General features: G+C 60.0%; 14 protein-coding genes. 9 read left to right on the top strand and 5 right to left on the bottom strand.

Annotated features, from left to right (window positions below; all coding sequences use genetic code 11):
- The first annotated feature begins 291 nt into the window (after positions 1 to 291).
- The 8 genes from WC815_17595 to WC815_17560 all read left to right on the top strand — a co-directional run bounded on the left by WC815_17595 (position 292) and on the right by WC815_17560 (position 12,056).
- Positions 292 to 2,154, top strand: coding sequence for a hypothetical protein (locus WC815_17595; protein MFA5910598.1), 1,863 nt, complete (start codon positions 292 to 294; stop codon positions 2,152 to 2,154).
- On the top strand, positions 2,151 to 3,266 hold the full coding sequence (locus WC815_17590) for a hypothetical protein (protein ID MFA5910597.1): 1,116 nt from the start codon (positions 2,151 to 2,153) through the stop codon (positions 3,264 to 3,266). Before WC815_17595 ends, WC815_17590 begins: the two co-directional genes overlap by 4 nt.
- Complete coding sequence (locus WC815_17585; protein MFA5910596.1) at positions 3,263 to 5,194, top strand: hypothetical protein; 1,932 nt, start codon at positions 3,263 to 3,265, stop codon at positions 5,192 to 5,194. Before WC815_17590 ends, WC815_17585 begins: the two co-directional genes overlap by 4 nt.
- A 380-nt stretch (positions 5,195 to 5,574) precedes the next feature.
- Positions 5,575 to 6,309 (top strand): hypothetical protein, encoded by a 735-nt coding sequence (locus WC815_17580; GenBank protein ID MFA5910595.1) that lies wholly within the window; start codon positions 5,575 to 5,577, stop codon positions 6,307 to 6,309.
- Positions 6,299 to 7,420, top strand: a complete 1,122-nt coding sequence (locus tag WC815_17575; GenBank protein ID MFA5910594.1) for a carbohydrate kinase family protein — start codon at positions 6,299 to 6,301, stop codon at positions 7,418 to 7,420. Before WC815_17580 ends, WC815_17575 begins: the two co-directional genes overlap by 11 nt.
- Before the next feature lie 574 nt (positions 7,421 to 7,994).
- Positions 7,995 to 8,627, top strand: a complete 633-nt coding sequence (locus tag WC815_17570; protein MFA5910593.1) for a multiubiquitin domain-containing protein — start codon at positions 7,995 to 7,997, stop codon at positions 8,625 to 8,627.
- Positions 8,628 to 8,636: 9 nt separating this feature from the next.
- Positions 8,637 to 9,956, top strand: coding sequence for a ThiF family adenylyltransferase (locus WC815_17565; protein ID MFA5910592.1), 1,320 nt, complete (start codon positions 8,637 to 8,639; stop codon positions 9,954 to 9,956).
- A gap of 18 nt (positions 9,957 to 9,974) precedes the next feature.
- Positions 9,975 to 12,056, top strand: coding sequence for a hypothetical protein (locus tag WC815_17560; GenBank protein MFA5910591.1), 2,082 nt, complete (start codon positions 9,975 to 9,977; stop codon positions 12,054 to 12,056).
- A 127-nt stretch (positions 12,057 to 12,183) separates the two neighbouring features.
- Here the strand turns inward: WC815_17560 and WC815_17555 are convergent, their stop codons facing one another.
- The 5 genes from WC815_17555 to WC815_17535 all read right to left on the bottom strand — a co-directional run bounded on the left by WC815_17555 (position 12,184) and on the right by WC815_17535 (position 16,643).
- Positions 12,184 to 12,660 (bottom strand): sigma-70 family RNA polymerase sigma factor, encoded by a 477-nt coding sequence (locus WC815_17555; GenBank protein ID MFA5910590.1) that lies wholly within the window; start codon positions 12,658 to 12,660, stop codon positions 12,184 to 12,186.
- A gap of 609 nt (positions 12,661 to 13,269) precedes the next feature.
- Positions 13,270 to 13,650, bottom strand: a complete 381-nt coding sequence (locus tag WC815_17550) for a hypothetical protein (GenBank protein ID MFA5910589.1) — start codon at positions 13,648 to 13,650, stop codon at positions 13,270 to 13,272.
- A 238-nt stretch (positions 13,651 to 13,888) separates the two neighbouring features.
- Complete coding sequence (locus tag WC815_17545; protein MFA5910588.1) at positions 13,889 to 14,995, bottom strand: DUF932 domain-containing protein; 1,107 nt, start codon at positions 14,993 to 14,995, stop codon at positions 13,889 to 13,891.
- Positions 14,996 to 15,120: 125 nt separating this feature from the next.
- Complete coding sequence (locus tag WC815_17540) at positions 15,121 to 16,161, bottom strand: hypothetical protein (GenBank protein ID MFA5910587.1); 1,041 nt, start codon at positions 16,159 to 16,161, stop codon at positions 15,121 to 15,123.
- 161 nt (positions 16,162 to 16,322) lie between these two features.
- Entirely contained in the window at positions 16,323 to 16,643 is a 321-nt protein-coding gene (locus WC815_17535; GenBank protein MFA5910586.1) for a hypothetical protein, read from the bottom strand.
- A gap of 510 nt (positions 16,644 to 17,153) precedes the next feature.
- Here WC815_17535 and WC815_17530 point away from each other — a divergent pair.
- Complete coding sequence (locus tag WC815_17530; protein ID MFA5910585.1) at positions 17,154 to 17,924, top strand: class I SAM-dependent methyltransferase; 771 nt, start codon at positions 17,154 to 17,156, stop codon at positions 17,922 to 17,924.
- The last annotated feature ends 44 nt before the right edge of the window (positions 17,925 to 17,968 follow it).

Here is a 17,968-nt window from a genome sequence, read left to right as displayed (position 1 = left end):
TAAATCAGATATTTAGAGTGTGCATTGGGCAAGGTGTCATCCAGTTTTATGCCAGAGTGGACACTAGCCTAAGATCTTCTGGGCCTGCTGCGTGTCGCACGCCGCTAGCGCCCGAATCCGAGAAGTGACCTCGCCTGTCATGAAATCCCGCTATGCTCAGACTTGCGCTTACCGGCCTTTTGGGACGAACCGTAATCACAGAACTGCGCTGGCATTAGCGTCAGGCGGAGGCCATTGGGTAGACCTTTCGCAGAAGAACTGGAAGAGCTTCCGGCCACGTATCAGTGGGCGATGAAGGCGGAGATCCGCCCACTCGCGAAAGCGATCGGGGGATGCCTGGGGCTGCCACTTATCGCGGTCGGTTCCGGTGGCTCTCTAACCGTGGCCGAATTTGCTGCACAACTGCATCGCGACATCTGCGCGGTTCCTGCGTTTGCGGACACGCCCTTGAATGCTGTCGAGCGGCCAGTCAATCCATCGCGCCATGCGGTGCTCATGACCAGTGCTGCTGGACGGAACCCAGACGTGATCGGCAGCTTTCATAGGATCGCGAGCCGCGAGCCACGTCGCTTGGTCGTACTGTGTCTAAGCGCTGGGTCCCCGCTCGCAACTCGAGCAGCGGCCTTCCCGTTCGTGGACTTTGTCGAGATGGTCCCGCCGACCGCCCGCGATGGCTTTCTTGCGACAAATTCTCTGATCGGATCGGCCGTCCTCCTATTGAGAGCGTATGCAGAGGCTGCTGGCCTGAAGTTTCCGGTTCCGCGCACTTGGCGCGCGTTGGTAGGGGAGACACCCGCACAAGTTCGCGCGAGCTTGATGCCCGCCACCGGTCAGCGGACGATGATTGTATTGCACGGTCCCGATACTCGAGCGGCGGCTGTTGATGTCGAGTCGAAGATGACCGAGGCTGCGCTTGGGAACGTCTGGACGGCGGACTTTCGTCACTTCGCGCACGGCCGTCACCATTGGCTTGCCAAGCGCGGCAGCGAATCCTCCGTTATTGCTTTTTGCTCCGATGGGGACCGAGAGCTGGCCGACAAGACGTTGGCGCTCCTGCCCCGGGACGTGTCTGTCGTCCGCCAGGACATCCCGTATAGGGGCGCACTTGCTGCACTCGCCGCGCTGAGTCGAGTCATGTATCTGGCTGGGGCTGTCGGCAGTACCGTGGGCATCGATCCTGGGCGACCAGGGGTTCCTGTTTTTGGTCGCCGTATCTATCGCCTCAATGCATTCCCGACTCGCCGTTCCATTTGGGGTGAAGAAGCCGCGATAAGGCGCAAAACCGAGACAGACCCACTTGCTCTGCCTAGCAATCAACAAGTGGCATGGAGAGCTGCGTATCGGCACTTTATTGAAGATCTCGAGGCGGCTGTATTTCGTGCTGTTGTCCTTGACTACGATGGCACCCTTTGTAGCGCCAAGGGGCGGTTTGAACGCTTGTCCAGGCCCGTCGCCTCGCAGCTGATTCGCTTACTGGAGGCCGATCTAAAAATCGGGATAGCAACGGGGCGGGGTAAATCGGTGCGACTGCGACTCCAGGAAGCATTGCCTCGAGAACTCTGGAAGCTTGTAACCGTCGGCTACTACAACGGTGCCGATGTTTTCGGCCTTGACGATGACTCGCAACCTAACGGCTTAAATTCTCCGGGTGAGTCGCTCCGAGAGATCGCCAGCAGCATTCGCTCGAATCGGATGCTGGCGCGGCTGACTCGGGTCGAGTTTCGCGCGAAACAGATCACGCTTGAGCCTTTGCGGCCTCAAGATGCCGAGCAAGCGTGGGCTCTCGTAGAGCAAGTGGTGACCACCTCCTCGTCGGGAGCCTCGCTACTACGCTCCGGCCACTCAATGGACGTAATCGCGCTGGGCGTGGACAAACGGAATGTTGTGAACCATATCCGAGACGGAATCGGTGCAGATGCGGCAGTGCTTTGCATCGGAGACCGCGGACGCTACCCCGGGAATGACTATCAACTGCTGGCGCTACCTCACGCGCTAAGCGTGGACGAGTGTTCGCCCAAAGTCGAGAGCGGTTGGAATCTAGCGCCAATCGGACACCGAGGGCCGGAGGCATGCGTCTCTTACCTTGGGGCTCTCTCGGCCTCGAAAGGCCGTGCCCGTTTCTTTGCGAAAAACGTACGACGAGGTAAGCCTTGAAGGACTTACTCGCTGAGCGGCTACTGGCGAAAGTCCTCGGCTGGACGTCTGAACAGGTCGCTGTTGAGCGCCCGATAGTTCAGGCCTTAGCGGCCTACAAGTACGACGAGTATCAGCAATTTTCTGCAGGGAGCCGCTTCATAGAAAGCTTGGCTTTGTGGCTTGACCAGTTCCAATCAGCCCATGAACGTCGCGATGCCTACGAATTCGTAAAGACGAAACTAGTCTTCTGCTCATCTGCCGAACTCCGCCACCTTGTTGAGATGGCATACCCCGATCACATTCGGCCGATTCTTCTCGACGCGGCCGGAGGGAGCGATCGGCGATTCAGGCCGAGCTCAACTGCTTCCACCGACGAGTTTCGGATACGCCAACGCCAGTGTCTCTTCCTCGGCCTCAGTGATGGCGCTCGCATCGACTCTTTCAGGCGGGCAAACCCTGCCTTAAATCACGAGCAGATCTGGCAAACCCACGAACTCTCGCAGCCACGCGTGGATAAGCTTCTCTCTAAGCTGAGTGAACATCTCGAAGATATCTTGGGCCGTCCTCCGGAGGCTCACGAGCGCCGCTTTCGGACGTTAGTACTTCTCGACGACTTCTCAGCAAGCGGGACGAGCTATTTCTCGCTGCCGGCCGACGCGCCCACCGGCGGAAAGATCTTCAGCTTTTTCGACGACGTGTGCGGAGAAAAGCCTGCAGCGAGACTTATCGATCCGAATGATGTCGAGGTCATCACCGTGCTTTACATGGCAACGGAGCAGGCGATCAATCATCTCCAGAAGGCCTCGCAGGCGACTTGGGGTGCGAGGGGTATTCAATTCCGAATCGAGGTTGTGCAACCTCTTCCAAATGAGATGAAGCTGGCTCTAGGCCAAGGGGCACCGATCAATTCATTAATTGAACATCCGAACTACTACGATCCCGCGCTGATGGATTCCCACCTTTCGAAGGGTGGCACCTCCGATGTGCGTTTCGGATACGCCGATTGTGGGCTCCCCCTCGTCTTGCATCACAACACCCCTAATAATTCGATTTCGCTCTTGTTCGCCTACGAGACTCTCAAGTTTCGCGGTCTGTTCCCTCGGATTCAACGACACCGCGAAATGTCATGAGAGACACCCGAAACCCGTTCAAGCTCCGCCGAGCCGAGAATATCGACACGGACACTACGTTCCTGTCGCTCTTTGAGCCAGGCATACTAGATGTAATTGCCGAGAGTGGTCTACCTGAGACCGTGCAACTTATTCGGAGTGCAGCCGGCGGTGGTAAGACGTCTCTTCTACGTCTGTTTACGCCCAGCGTCCTCCGTCGGCTCTATACCAGACGGTTTGAGGATCAGGACCTCTTCAATAGACTTCAAGCCCTCGGCGTAATCGACGAAGGTGGGCCCAAGCTCCTCGGTGTCAGTCTGCTCTGCGGCCGTAACTACGCCGGCCTGGAAGACTTGCGACTCGATCCGGCGGTACGCATTCGACTCTTCTTAAGCCTGTTGAATGCGAGGATTATTCTCGCTGTCCTTCGCAGTGCACTCGTGCTCAAGGATCTTGAGTACCCGGGTGATTTGGGCCGCCTGACCATACTGCAACCACCCGAAGACTCACAGCACGGGCCACCGGAGTTGAGCTATCCGTGCTCAGGCGTAGTTCTATACGACTGGGCGCGTGGGGTGGAAAAGACAATCTGCGGGGCCCTTGATAGCTTTGGTCCACTCCGTGTCGGCTCGCTACCTGGAGTCGACTCACTGTTTTCGCTGTCCATTCTACAAACGCAGAATCTCACTCTGAATGAACTGCCGGTCGCTGACCGTATCGTAATCATGATGGACGATATACACATGCTTACGTCGGGCCAGCGAGCGCTTCTCGTTCAGCGTGTTGTCGAGGCGCGGAGTAAGACCGGGATTTGGATTGCCGAGCGGTTTGAGGCACTGAGCACGCAGGAATTGCTTGCGTCAGGCTCGACGAAAGGGCGAGACCGCCACGCTCCGATTGAGCTGGAGTGGTACTGGCGGGGGCGCCATGAGCGTTTCGAGAAGCACGTGATGCGAGTCGCAGACCGGCGTGTTCGCGCTTCGATCGAGACGGAGCTTGATGCTTTTCGTTCCTGTCTTGAAGACTCAATCGACACCTCTGAGTACGCAGAGCTCTTCGAGCGAGCAATACGGGTTGTCAGGGATCGAGTCAATGGACGAGGACAGCAGGTCGGACAATTCCGAGATTGGATCGCGGCTCGAGATGAGATGGGCGGAACACCGAGGGACCGCGCAATTGCCTGGAGAGCGCTTGAGATACTGATTGAACGGCGCCTTCGCAAACCCCAGAAGGGTCTATTCGACGACGAGGTCTCAATACCGTCTGAGGAGCTGACAAAAGAAGCAGACTCGTCGGTCAAGAACGCTGCGGAGCTGTTTCTCGCTCGAGAGTTTGATCTTCCTTACTACTTCGGAGCAGACCGCATCGCACGACTCGCATCGTTGAACATCGAGCAGTTCCTCGGATTGTCCGGAGGGGTGTTTGAAGAGGTCATCGCCGCAGAATTAATCAGGACCGGGTCGACTGTCATTTCAGCACGTAGGCAGCATGCGTTAATGAAGAGGGTGGCGCTCTCGTTTTGGGCTGACATCCCCAACAAGGTTCGACATGGTCGTGAAGTAAGGACATTTTTGGAGTCGGTCGGCAGGTACGCTGAGTGGTACACCTATCGATCTTCGGCACCAAATGATCCCGGCGTAGGCGGTACGGCGATCCGCATGAGTGAACGCCAGGCCTTGATGAACAAAGACGGTCTTCTGCGACGCCCCGAGCGACAGCGTTTCGCCGATCTGCTAGCTTCCGCCTTAGCTCACAACTATCTAGTCGCTGACTTGGACTACAACTGTAAAGGCGACACCTGGATGGTCCTCAACCTCAATCGCTTGCTGTGCGTCCATTTCAACCTCCCACTGGGCTATGGGCTGTACAAAGAGCGCCCTCTAGATGAGCTGTGCCGTTGGGTCGACGAGCCATTTGTCGCGCCAAAACAGGAGGAGCTGCCCTCGTGATTGCCAGTTTACCGGCCCGATGGGAGCAGTATCTGCTGCTTCGCGCAGGTCGCGTTCGTGAGTTCTGGGAGCAGCATCTCGCATCGTCTCGCGATGTATTGGTGATAATAGGGCGCGGCTTTGATCCCCGAATGTGTATGGGGCTCGAGGTACTATTGGCGGCCGGCGGAGTGGGGCAACGCGATGTGCTTGGTCTCGACTTCCGGGAGGGGCCGCGTTCACCATCCCTAAATCACGGGCCTTTGGTGGAACAAAATTGGACGTCCGTAGTTGAATCTGTCGGCTCGCGAGGAGCCGTCTCTATTCGCCCCGTTGAGTTCTGGTCTAGCGAGGGAAGGCGGATTAGCTCTCAAAGCGCACGCGATCTGTTTGATTCAGACGTGCCATTTCAGCCCTACACGGACGTGATTGTTGACATCTCGTCCATGCCGCGCAGTGTCTACTTCCCCTTAATTGCTCGAATACTGTATCTGATCGATCATCCAACCGAGGCGCGAAAGACACCGTTGAATTTGCACGTCCTGGTGGCTGAGGACCCAGCACTCGATGCCAGCATTCAGGAAGAGGGGATTGACGAGAAGGCCGAGTTTATGGCTTCCTTCAGCGGCGGCTTTGACGAAGAGGCCGTTCAGACCCCGAAAGTCTGGCTTCCCATGCTCGGCGAAAGGCGCCAAACACAATTCGATCGCATTCATGATCGCGTCAAACCCGATGAAATCTGCCCTGTGCTGCCTTCGCCATCGCGCGACCCTAGGCGGGCCGATGACATAGTCATTGAGTATCATGAACGGCTCTTCGATCAGCATCGGCTCGACGGCCGAGCGTTCATCTATGCGTCAGAGCAGAATCCGTTCGAAGTGTATCGACAACTTCGACGGGCCTTGCAACGATACGAAGAGGTATTCGGATTGCTTGGCGGGTGCCGCGTGGCGATATCCCCGTTATCGAGCAAATTGATGTCTCTTGGAGCACTACTGGTCGCTTACGAGTTAAAAGAACGCGGGCATGGAGTCGGAATTGCCCACATAGAAAGCCAAGGGTACGCCTTGACAGAAGTCACGCCAGAGGCTCAGCTCTTTGGGTTGTGGCTAGCGGGAGAATGTGATGGGAACTAAGGTCGTCAAGAGGAGCACGCCAACACAAGCGCCCGTCGCTGTTGGCATGGGATTGGTTGCCCTCGACATTGTTTTCACCGCCGACGATGATACTCCGCCACGTTCTTATGCTGGCGGCACCTGCGGCAATGTGTTGACGATTCTAAGCTATCTCGGATGGAGTTCCATTCCCGTAAGCCGACTGCGCAATGACAAAGCCAGCAAACGTCTGCTGGAAGACCTTCATCAATGGGGTGTGTCGACGAAGTTTGTGAGCCAGACACCAGATGGAAGCACACCGGTCATTGTTCAAAGGATCAAGCGCTCTTCAAATGGTGTGCCTCGTCACTCCTTCTCTTGGCGTTGCCCATCGTGCGGAGCGTACCTGCCTGGATACAAGCCGGTTCTGGCGGCACAGATTGAAGCGGCTGCACTCAGCGTTCCAAAGGGGGAGGTCTTCTTTTTTGATCGAGTATCTCGTGCGACACTCCTGATGGCTGCGATCTCGCGGAAGCGAGGTGCCGTTGTCTGTTTTGAGCCGGCAAGCGTAGGTGATCCGGCGCTGTTCAAAGAGGCGTGGGCCGTGTCGCACGTTGTCAAATACTCGCATGAACGACTCAGCGAGATGGCAGAGTTGGGGTTGGGACATGCAAAGTACGGCAATGTCCTGCTAGAGATCGAGACTATTGGGGCCGAAGGTCTTCGTTACCGTAGTTGGCTGCCCGCGGCGGCAACAAAGAGCTGGGTAAGCGTGGAGCCATTTTCAGTGCCTGACGTTAAGGATACGTCAGGAGCTGGTGATTGGTTCACTGCAGGGGTTTTGAATTCACTGGCTCGCAAGGGGGCGGCCGGGCTTGCAAAATCAACTCGAATCCAACTTCGCACTGCCGTTGAGAATGGCCAGGCCCTTGCGGCGTGGAACTGTCGTTTTGAAGGGGCCCGTAGGGGCATGTATGAAGTATCGCGCTCGGAACTGGAAAGCGCCGTCAAGCAAATTCTCGGTCGGTCTGCGGGGGCGGTTGTTGAAGCCAGCGAAAGCTCCGGAAAGGCGCACGAAGATGTCGCGGAATTGTGTCATTCATGCGTTGAGCAAACCTCGGCTGTTAAGAAGCAAGGGCGTGGTCAGCCATAGGAATGCGGAGCGAACTAATCGCGATCGCGATCTGCGAATTGATCCGATTCGGTGTAAGGTTTCACTGCTCTTCTTGAGTCATCCTTCGTTCGAATGCGGCGGGGCTACTGCAGTCAGCGGGCGGGCGGATGCCGCCGCTGCTGGTTATAGAACACTTCGATGTAATCGAACAACTCCGCTGCCGTTCATACGCACGGGGTAGTGACGCGCTTTACGGACCGCCTGGACCCGAAGCCGCGTTCTCGCGCTCCTGGGCTTCGCATGTGGCCGGCAGGACCGCCGCAGCATGAACCGTCCGCCGCTGCCTGCCAAAGGTATCGGCAATTGCCCAATAAATCGTCGGTGTTATGCCGGACGAGACCCGCATTCCTGTCGCCCCGGCAGGTCACCGGTGCGAACCACCGGTGAACCCGTAAGCTCCCCTGTCAAGTTAACAGTCGTCCCTTCTGCCCCGGCGAACCGGCCGCCGTCCTGATGGCCTTGTGGTCTAGTTGTGCTCTTCCTGAGTCCAGAGAGGGCACAACGCGGCTACAGATTGCGCGCGCCCAAATCCCTACTCTTGTGAATGTGGCGGGTGACCGCCGACTGGACATCAAACAGGGAGACGAGCGACATGGAAAACCACCGCGCAATTCACGTGTTCATCAACAAGACGAAGTACGAACTCGACGATCCGGTCCAGACCGGGGCGAGCCTCAAGCGGCTCGCGAACATCAAGCTCGAGGACGTGCTGTTCCTCCAGGCGCATGGCGATGACAAGGTCATTGCGAACGACGCCAAGGTCACGCTGAAGAACGGCGACCATCTGCACAGCCAGCCGCCGGCTGACTACGGGTTCGACACGCAGCAGCTGCAGACGGCAGGCGTCGAACTTTCCCGCGCGACCATCCACTCCCAGGGGGGTGGATGGTCGTTCCTTGTCATCTCCGGCTACGCCCTGCCCGAGGGGTTTCAGCCGGGGGCCGTGGACTTGCTCATCAAGATTCCACCCGGGTTTCCGGATGCTCAGCCGGACATGTTCTGGGTTTCTCCCTCCGTCAAGACGGCCAACGGCAGCTTGCCGCGGGCAACTTGCATGGAGTCGTTGCTTGGCAAGGAATGGCAGCGGTTCTCGTGGCATTTGGCTGCCGGGGCGTGGAAGCCGGGCGTGAGTAATCTCAGGGACTTCATGCGCTGCATCAGCGGCCGTTTTCTGCGGATGGATTAGGTGAGCGCCATGAGATTGAGAGTCCTGGAATCGCAATGGAGTCCCTTCGCGGAGGCCCTATGTGCCCGCGAAGACGTCGAGACGGCCGGCATCATCCTGGCCGAAAGGGTTGCCGCCGATGTTCTGATTGCGCGGGAACTCGCCTTGGTCCCGGACGAGGGCTACGCCATCAGGCAGGTGGACCGCATCCGCATTGACCCGATCGCGTTCAATCGGCTTGTCCGACCGGCACGCGAGCGTGGCCTCTCGATCTTTACAATCCACACCCACCCGGGCACGCAAGAGCCATGGTTCTCGCAGGCCGACGACATCGGTGACGGCGTCTTGATGCCCTCCCTATTCGCCCAGACTGAAGGCCCACACGGATCCCTCGTGGTGGCAGGCGATACTCGAATGCCAGTCGCCCGCGCCTGGCGGCAACCCGGCGCGAGTAGTGGCATCGACATACAGATCGTTGGCAAGGTGCTCAGGGTTATGCCCGGCGAGCGGCCGGCCGATTCGCGTGAATGGTTCGCCCGCCAGCGGCTCGCCCTCGGCGAGCACGGGCAGCAGATTCTACGCCGGTTGCACGTCGGTGTCTGTGGCGCCGGTGGGACGGGCTCCGTGACGTTCGCGCAGCTCGTTCATCTCGGCGTGGGCGAAATCACCGTGATCGACGGCGACATGGTCGAAGCTTCAAACGTCAGCAGGATTCTCGGTGCTAGGACACCGGACATCGGCGTCAGCTGGAAGGTCGACGTTCTCGCACGCTACGCTGAAACGGTCGGGTTCGGTACCAAGGTCAACGCCATCCGGGGGCGTTTCGGGGTAGATGTTCCCGGAAGCGCGCTCGAAGCCTGCGATGCGATCTTCTCGTGCGTCGACAGACACGCACCGCGCGCTTTGCTCAACCGGCTGTCTTATCAGAAGGCCATTCTGCTGTTCGACATGGGCAGCGCCTTTCGGGTCAGCAGCGAGGGAAACATCGTAAGCAGCGGCGGCCGCGTCGTGGTCTCCGGTCCCGGCCGGCCATGCCTTGCGTGTTGGGGACACATCGATCCCAACCGAATTCGCATCGAGTCTCTTCCACCCGAGGAGCGCGAGCGCGAAGCGGCTGAGGGCTACATCGCAGGCGCTGACGTTCCGCAGCCGAGCGTCATCGCATTCAATACCCAGGTCGCCGGTATGGCCGTTGTCGAGTTCCTGCGAACGGTGACGCAGTTTGCCGGCGCATGCGACCCGCCGCTGCGGCTAGGCGTGGATTTCGAGGCGGGCACAGTCCGCCGAAACGGGCTAGCAGGGGAGAGGGTTTGTTCCATTTGCTCTGTTCTTGCCAATTCTGAACAGTAGAGCTACGGTCAGGCTGATATGCAGATCAAGCGCGCGAATACTGACGCCAGCGTCATCGAACAGGTGTCCTTGCCTCTGTGGCGGACCCTATTTGATGCGGTCGGCTGGCCGGATTCGCTTAGATCGAAGGGTACCGGGCAACTCACTTATGACGACGTCCACCAAGCCCTCGATGGGGATCTGAACGAGGAATTGCTTCTTGCACTAGAGACCTTGCAAAACCTGGGAACGCGCGAAGGCCGGGAGAGCATCGCCACGGTGATGAGCGATCGCCACATGCCCCTCGATGCCCTCCCGCACGACCTAGGCGCACCAGAGTACGCCCTCCACCTGTTTCTAAAGCAACGGGAGGGCGGAGCTTTCGCCGACGTATTTGCGAAGGCGCAGATTCAAGTGCAAGAAGGCGAACTGCGCGCTTACAACGACTTTGCTGCACGCGAACCCCGACGCGCGACCGATGTGCCGGCGAAACGTCAAGACCTGGAGCGTGAGCTCTTGGATTACTGCAAGGTCCAGGACTTCGGCGAGCACGTTCAGGTACGAGCCTCCCGCGACGACGACGACGGCACCGTTCGGTTCCAAATCATGAGGAGTCATTCCACCAAGACGCCGTTGGCCGTTATCCACGGCTTGCCGGGACGCGCTCCCATCAAATACCGACCCGTGCATTCGGATCTCCTACGCTACGAAGAAAGCCTTGGCCGCCTTCGCATCACTGTGCGCGCGGCGTCGATGGTTGAGGTTTACCGGCGGCTCGCCGGCCGTGTCCTGTTCGGCGACGACAACTTCTTTGATGGCGCACCTGTTTGCAGCCTTCAGGTCCTTCTGGACGATGGCCGCGCCGCCCTTAATCGCCATCAGGTGTACGGCGTCGGCAAGGTTTGGATGACGGACTGCATCTGGGAGCGCGGCGATGGACAACGCCTCACCATCCACGCCTCCGATTGTTTTGACGCGATTACGGGACTAAACCTCAATTTGGCCGAGGGGGAGCTGCTTCAGGCCAAGCTCAAAATGCACGTTGCTGGCAGGAGCGCCCGCCCGCTCATCGTCGAGATTCGCACACCCAGCAGGATCAAGGTGAGCCAGCCGCAGCACGAGGTCCTCGCCAATGAGGTCCTCGAAGCCGTTGGAATTAGGAATGCGCGCTTCGCCGCGAATGACGAAAATCTGTGGTCGTTCTTCCCGTGGCGACAGCCGTCCGCCGCTTGGCGCGGGGTCTTCGGAAAGGCGACGGACGCTCTGGTGACTGCCGGCGCGCTAAAGACTATTCAATTGGATGCCATCGCTGCCTCCGGACATCCGGGAGCGGGCCGAGTTCTGCAGGCGGAGCCCGTGTCGCGCGGCGACTTCCTGGGCGTGAGCGCCATGGCTGAAATTCCGTCCCGCACTCTCAGCGCCACCGACCTTGACGGTTTCGAGCTAGACACAGAGGCCTTCCAGGCTTATTTGCGCGGCGCGTTGGGACTTTCCGGGAACGTGACCAAGCCATCGATCGACGGTCTGCTCGACCTCGGCGTCTTGGACCTCGGCGGATACGATGTCCGCCTCACATACGCCCTTCGTCAGCCTCCGTCGAACGCGGCCGCCGTCGTGAAGGAGCGAACCCCCGCAGGAACACTCTCCACCGTGTTGATGCCGACGGGAAGCGACGAGTTGGCTGGTCTGCCGTGCCTGATTCTCGATCAACCTGTCCCGGCCAAGAATACCCTCGTCCGCGCGCTCGCAACAAAGCTGAATTTGACCGACAAGCTGCCTGCCGTTGTCACCGCGCCAGAGTCCGCGATTCTGGTCGTCGATAGAGCCAGAGGAGTGGTCTGGTTCCAGGGAATTGAGGTCGTCGAGCTAAAGAAGGACACCCACCAGTTTCGGTTTGTCGTACTGCTCGCAGCGAACCAGTACAGCGTGGTGTCGCAAGACGAGATCGCGAAACAGATTAACGAATTCCGCGATGACCCTGGCCAGGTTGCGCGTACCGCAAAGCGCAAGGCCTGCCAGGCGATTCGAGACGCCGTGAAGAATGCTGGAGGCACTTGCGCCGATCCGTTCAAGGCCGAGGGCGGAGGCTATCGACTCACGGTACGCGCGCACCTGGTATGACCGAGGCGCCGCCACCGAAGCTAGACGCCAAAGGGCCGTTCCCCGGTTCCAAACCCGAGTTCCAATCCGCTTGAACTTGCTCAGAGCAGGCTGCCCGCGTTCATTCCGAGCTTTACCGCGGTATGGGTTAGGCCGTTGGTTGGTCGACTGAGGATGGTCCGCCGCCCAACAATTTCCTGAGTCGATCCTTTGCTCTACAGAACACGGTGTCAACGCCTGCGACGGTTCGTCCTAACCGCATGGAGATCTCTTGGCTGGAGAATCCCGCATGCTTCCAGACGCAGATGAGGCGCTCCTCTGTTGAGAGCTTGCTGAGAACCTCGCGCAGCAGGATGCGATGCTCTATCTGTTGAGGTGTGGAATGGCGAGCTGGTGCCGCAGTTAGCAGGGCCTCGCCAAGCTCTGGTTCGACCGTCTTCTGAACAAGGCGAACGGAGCCGCGGCGCATGAATGAAGTTGCGACGCTTCGCACCGTTACCCACGCGTAGCCATAAAGATTCGCAAGTGGCCCCGCGCGCTCCTGCCTGGCTGCGATCCGGCGGCCGGCCTCCTCCAATACTTCGACGAGAGCCACGTCGTCCTTCAGCGCGGGAAACTGGCGCACGGCTCGTGCCGCTAACCGAGTCAGTGCCGCCTGGATTGTGGTTTCGAGAAGCTCCCCATTTCTACCTAGCAGTATCAATCGACGCGCATCATTCATTTCACCCGCCGTGGGTCCATCGACTGGGGAGTCGTCGGAACCTTCGTAAGACCACGTTTTGCAATGCAACGGCCAAGCGCGACTCGCAGAATGCCGAACGATTCTCGATCGACCGATACGGCGGCGTCACCGGCGTCGGGTATTGGCTACCCGCCGAGAGTGTGTAGCCGCTACTCGTTCGGTAGCGACTACCCGCGATCGACATCGCGACCTTTCGAGAGTCAGTCACCGCGCCCGGCTAGTCCCGACGCCAGCGCCGGCTTCTGCCCGCGCCTTGCCCAACGCGCGGCGGTATACCCGCTCGGCGACCGACTGCGGGACCCGCAGCACTCGATACCGTCGGCGGCCTGGCTGCTGTCTAACCCATTCGGTCACGCCAGGCTCATGCTGAACAATCTGCCGAACGAACTCGCTGGATAGATTCCACATGGTTGCCAGCTCGGCGACCGTATAGTGGCGCTCCGCAAAAGGCTCGTCGATTCCAACTGATGCGGTGTCCATGGGCGGTTCCCCTTAGGACGTCGCGATGCGAGTTGAACCCGCCTTCTGTGGGCGCTGGAGGCGTCGCCAGAGCCATTCCTGCAGCGTGTTGAATCCGACCAGCACCGGATCGGCCGGCGTCAGTCGATGCGCCTGGGCCCTGCAGCTTGCCTTCTGCCACGACAGCTCGGCTGTGTCGATGAGGATTAGCCGCGCCGGCGTTCTGGCCTTGCTGGCATGCAGGGGAGTCGAATCCAGCGCAAATGCGACCACGTTGATCAGTGGTCCCTCGTAGAGGGTCAGCGTTGAGGGTGCGTCAAGGCTTGCCGGCGCTGTTGTTACAAATGCGTGATACAGCCGCGTCTGCCGACCAATCGTGACTTGGATACTGGGAACCGAAGATGTATCGGACATGGCGATAACCTGCGAAGGTGATCGGAGTCCGATGCCGGGCAGGTGCGCCGGGACATCGCATAATTGCTCCAATGGCTCGACGAGTCGTCCGTCAAGGCCGAAGCCTGACGAGGTCAGGTCGAAGCGAAGCGAAGAGCCTTGACGGCGAGGAGGCGAGCCACACAATCTGAAGTGCGATGGCCCGTCAACCGCGAAAAGGTCCGTGCGGGCACTTGGCCCGCACGGTGAAGTGCCACGGTTATTGAACCGTAGCCAGCAAACTGCCAGCAGCACGGTCCAGGACAAAGCGACCGTCCTGCCACGGTGTGCGCTGACTGAGCCTGGTGAGACCCTGGACGTAGCCCCACACTGAGCGGGGGTTGGTCTCGGTCGCCTCGGCGATGTCATACGCTTCAGCAGCGTGCTTCTGCGGCAAATCGAGCCGCTGGGTCACGCTCTGAATAACCTGCTCACGGGTAGCGGCGATCTCTGAGGTCGCCGCCTTCACGATCACCGCCGTATCGGCATCGGTGTCTGCATCCAACGCCGCCCGAACACCCTGAAGGGAGTCGGACCAGGCATCCTGTATCGACGCGCCGATATGGCGACGCCGAAAGCTCGCGACATGTTGGAAGCCCCAGATGATGTGGTTTCCGCAGACCGCACGGAATAGGAACACATCAAGGGTGAGGGCTGCGGCGCCGACATCGCTGTTGCGAAGGATCAACCCACGGAACAGCCCCGAGTGAGAGGCGTCCGTTGGATCGTCGATGTCGCGATTGCCATCCACCAGAAACAGGAACATGTCTCGATCCCCCAGGTATGCGCCGGTCGGCACGCGCTCCGCGCCGAAGACACCGCCCTTGTAGCCGAGCGGCAGGTGCCAGGCAGGATGCGTGGACGTCAGGTCGAGCATCCGTCTGGCGAGCTCGTCGTGGTGGACGCGTGCGTATCGAGGCGATGTCATCGCCCTCACGGTCCAAGGTGCGACACGATCGGCAAACAGCTGGTGCTGCAGCCGCGGTTGTCGCTGTAACCCATGATTGATGGCCGCTGCGGCGATCGTCGCGGGTAGGGTGCGGAGATACTTCGGCGGCGCGCCGGCGATGGTGGCGAGCTGCTCGAAGCTCCAGTGCGTCAAGGCCGCCGGCTCGGCGCATCCGCTCCTCAGAGCGAGACGTTCGTCAGGTCCAGCCTGTAACGCCAACTCACGGGTCTCAACACGATGCTCCTCAGTCCTGAGCCGGCGATTGTGCGCGGCTTCGTAGAGGGCACGAACCGAATCGAATCGTTCGTCGGGCGGCCGAGCGGCCCACTCTTTGTGAGCGGTGAGCGCGTTGACAGCCGATACACCAATAGCGTGCATACAGTTACTCCTTTGAATGTGGCCGATGTGGCGACAGTGGTGAGTAGCTCCGCATCGGGCGATGCGGAGGAGTGGCCGGAATGGCCACGGCGAGAGATCAGACGCGAAGCTCAGTGCGCGGCGGCTTACCTGCCCGGCACGGCGAACTCGCGACGAAGGTTGAACGGACCCACCCGCCTCGTTACCAGGGCACCGAAGATCACCAGCTCGTAAGGGCGCTCGTACCGCCGCGAAGACAACCGGTGCTCGCGCAGTTTGACCGTGGCATCTGGCAGCGCAGACTGCAAGTGCTTGATGACCGCCCACTGGCCGGCAGTCGCGCCGCTCGCGTCCGCGGACTTAACCATCAGGTCGGCTGGCGCAACAATCACGTTCGGGTCGCCGAGGGCGTCCCGTAGATGGGTTTGGAGTCTCTCCGATCCGTCCATCTCGTATCGGGGCAATTCCGCGACGGCCTGAAATGCCTCGTCCGTCATCGCCGCGATTACTTCGTCCAGCGGCAACACTCCGGCCGCCGACCGCGCCTGCTGTTCGGCGCTGCCCCTGAGCGCGATCCATTCGCGAGCGGCTTCGGTCTTCTGCTCGTGGAGCGCCAGTTGGTCGGCGCGCTGGGTCAGGTTGCGCTGGCGACGAGCGGCCACGTCCGCACGGAATCGCCGATGGGCCTCGGCGGGAACTTCGCGCGCTGGTCCGACATCGGACGTGACATCAAACATCACTCGGCCATTCGGTGTAGCCAGGAAGCACCGGGAGGGACTCGGAGCAGGGTGAACCATCGCCCGCTGTTCTGGGCTGGACAGGAACTCGCGCGCGGCTTGGGAACGGCGATCCTGGTCGGCTTCTCGCCGCTGCGAGCGCCAAGTATTCCGCTGAGCCTGGAACAGCCGCTCGAGCTCGTGATTCCGCGCCGCATCCCGAAACAGATCTTCGACAGTCGGCGGCGCGTCGTAGGTCGGAAACGCGTCATGCCGAACGACGCGCTCGTTGGCGCCGAGTTCGAATCGCGGTCGCAGTTTCAATCGCGCGACGCCCGTCGTATCGACGTTGACCAGGTGCAACCTGGACATGGGGACTGGAGTCGTGAACTGCTGGCGCCCGCGGCCATCACCACCGGAGAGCAGTGAGGCCTTGCGACCCGCTTCGGAGAGGTCATAGGTGACCGTCACGCTAAGCGTCTGGGCCGCGTCGGCTGGACGCAGGTGCGGGTGCGGTCTCTCGGCAGTGGCGCGAACGGCGGTATCCATAAGCAAGTCCTGTCGGTTACGGAATGAAGTCGGCTCAAGCGGCCGGGCCCTGAGGCCCGACCGCCAGAGACGTATTGAACGCGTCAGGCAGGCTGCTCGACGCGGCTGTACGCGTCGAGGATGCACTGCCGAATCGCGTCCTGCACACCGGCCTCGCCATTTGCGGGGCGCAACAGTGAGAAGCTGCGGCGTTCTCCGTTCACGGAGTACGTCCGAGCTGGGAACGTCACGTTCTTCCCTCCGGTTGGACGTTCCCAAACCGCGAAGCCGAGAAGACGCAGACCGTTGAACGGGCCGCTACCGGCTTCGAAGATCACCTCCGCATCAGCCAGCTTCCCCTTGGGACTGCCGGATTCGTTACGGAGAATCTTCACAGACACCACTTCGCCATTGCCTTTGGACATGATGGGCCTCCTGAAAAACGCTACGGGCCTGAACCGGTAGCGTTGGCTACGTTCGCGTGTGTCGGTATGACGCACGGAACAAGGGCGGGACGCACGAGCCGATGAGGCGCGAGCGTGAACGATGAATCGCGGCAACTTGGAGCCGTCGCCTATACCGTCTGAACGCGCGATTCTATTGAAACCTTACAGGTCGGTCAGTGGGCACGCCCCCAGGAAGGGAGGTTAGAATCCGCTGACCAATGGTCCTGTTCCGACGAAGCAACCTACCAAGCTGGACAACGCACGATGTCCCTGTTGCGATGTGCTCCTCGCTCCGGCCAGCTGCGGTTGAAGCACGTCAGGGCTGCACGCTCAAAGGGTCGATGGAACCTTATAGTCAGCGCCCGGTTGGATGATGGATGTTTATCGATAGCTCTGTGAGGGACCTCAAGGTCACTCACACCTTCTTCCGGAGCGAGCACTCGTCAGTCGCGAGGCGCCGAGCGCTGCATTGGCTTAGACTGTCGAACGATGGACGGGAACGTCGATTTCTCCGCTAATGCAGGACTCTACGACCGGCGCCATGGTGGGCGCTTGCCTCAGGACGTGGTCGAGGCCCTCTGCATGGCCTCCGGGTTGGCTGAATACAGCCGAGTCCTCGAAATAGGCGCCGGCACCGGCCGGGTGTCGATTCCCATGGCGGAAGGACGATTCAGGATGACCGCTCTTGACACATCGGCTGAGATGCTGCGCACCCTCAGAACTAAGGCGGCTCCTGGCCTGTTGTCAGTCGTCTGTGCCGACGCTGGTGCCGCGCCTTTCAGAGGCCAGATCTTCGATGCGGTCATCATCGCGAGGGTTGTCTACCTGATTCCAAATTGGCGGACGATGCTTAGTGAGGCGAGGCGAGTGCTCAAAGCACAAGGCCCCATATTGTACGAATGGGGAAACGGCACCGGCCGTGAGATGTGGGCTCGAGTTCGTGACAAGGCGAGGGAGATCTTCGAGCAGGCCGGTGTCGGTACGCCGTTTCATCCAGGTGCCCGCTTTGATGAGGATGTGGATCGCTGGCTGCAGCGCTCCGGTCTGCGGTGCGTGGCAGAGATTGCCGGCGAAGCGCTGCCTCCCATCAGCCCGTCACAGTTCGTCACGCAGATCGCCACCGGGGAGTGCTCGTATATGTGGCGGGTGCCAGCGCACTTGCGCGCGGCATGCCTGCATGAGCTCAAGACTTGGGTTCAAGACCAGTTCGCTGACGATCTGGTCGAGAACACCTTCAGTTCGTGGAAGATTTATCGCTAGCCTATGTTCCCCAGAGGGCGGCCACTGAAGATATTCAGTTGTTG

The sequence above is a fragment of the Vicinamibacterales bacterium genome, assembly GCA_041659285.1.
Taxonomy (GTDB): Bacteria; Acidobacteriota; Vicinamibacteria; order Vicinamibacterales; family UBA2999; genus 12-FULL-67-14b.
The sequence above is the reverse complement of the archived record's forward strand: the minus strand, read 5'-3'. Positions and strand labels throughout refer to the sequence as shown.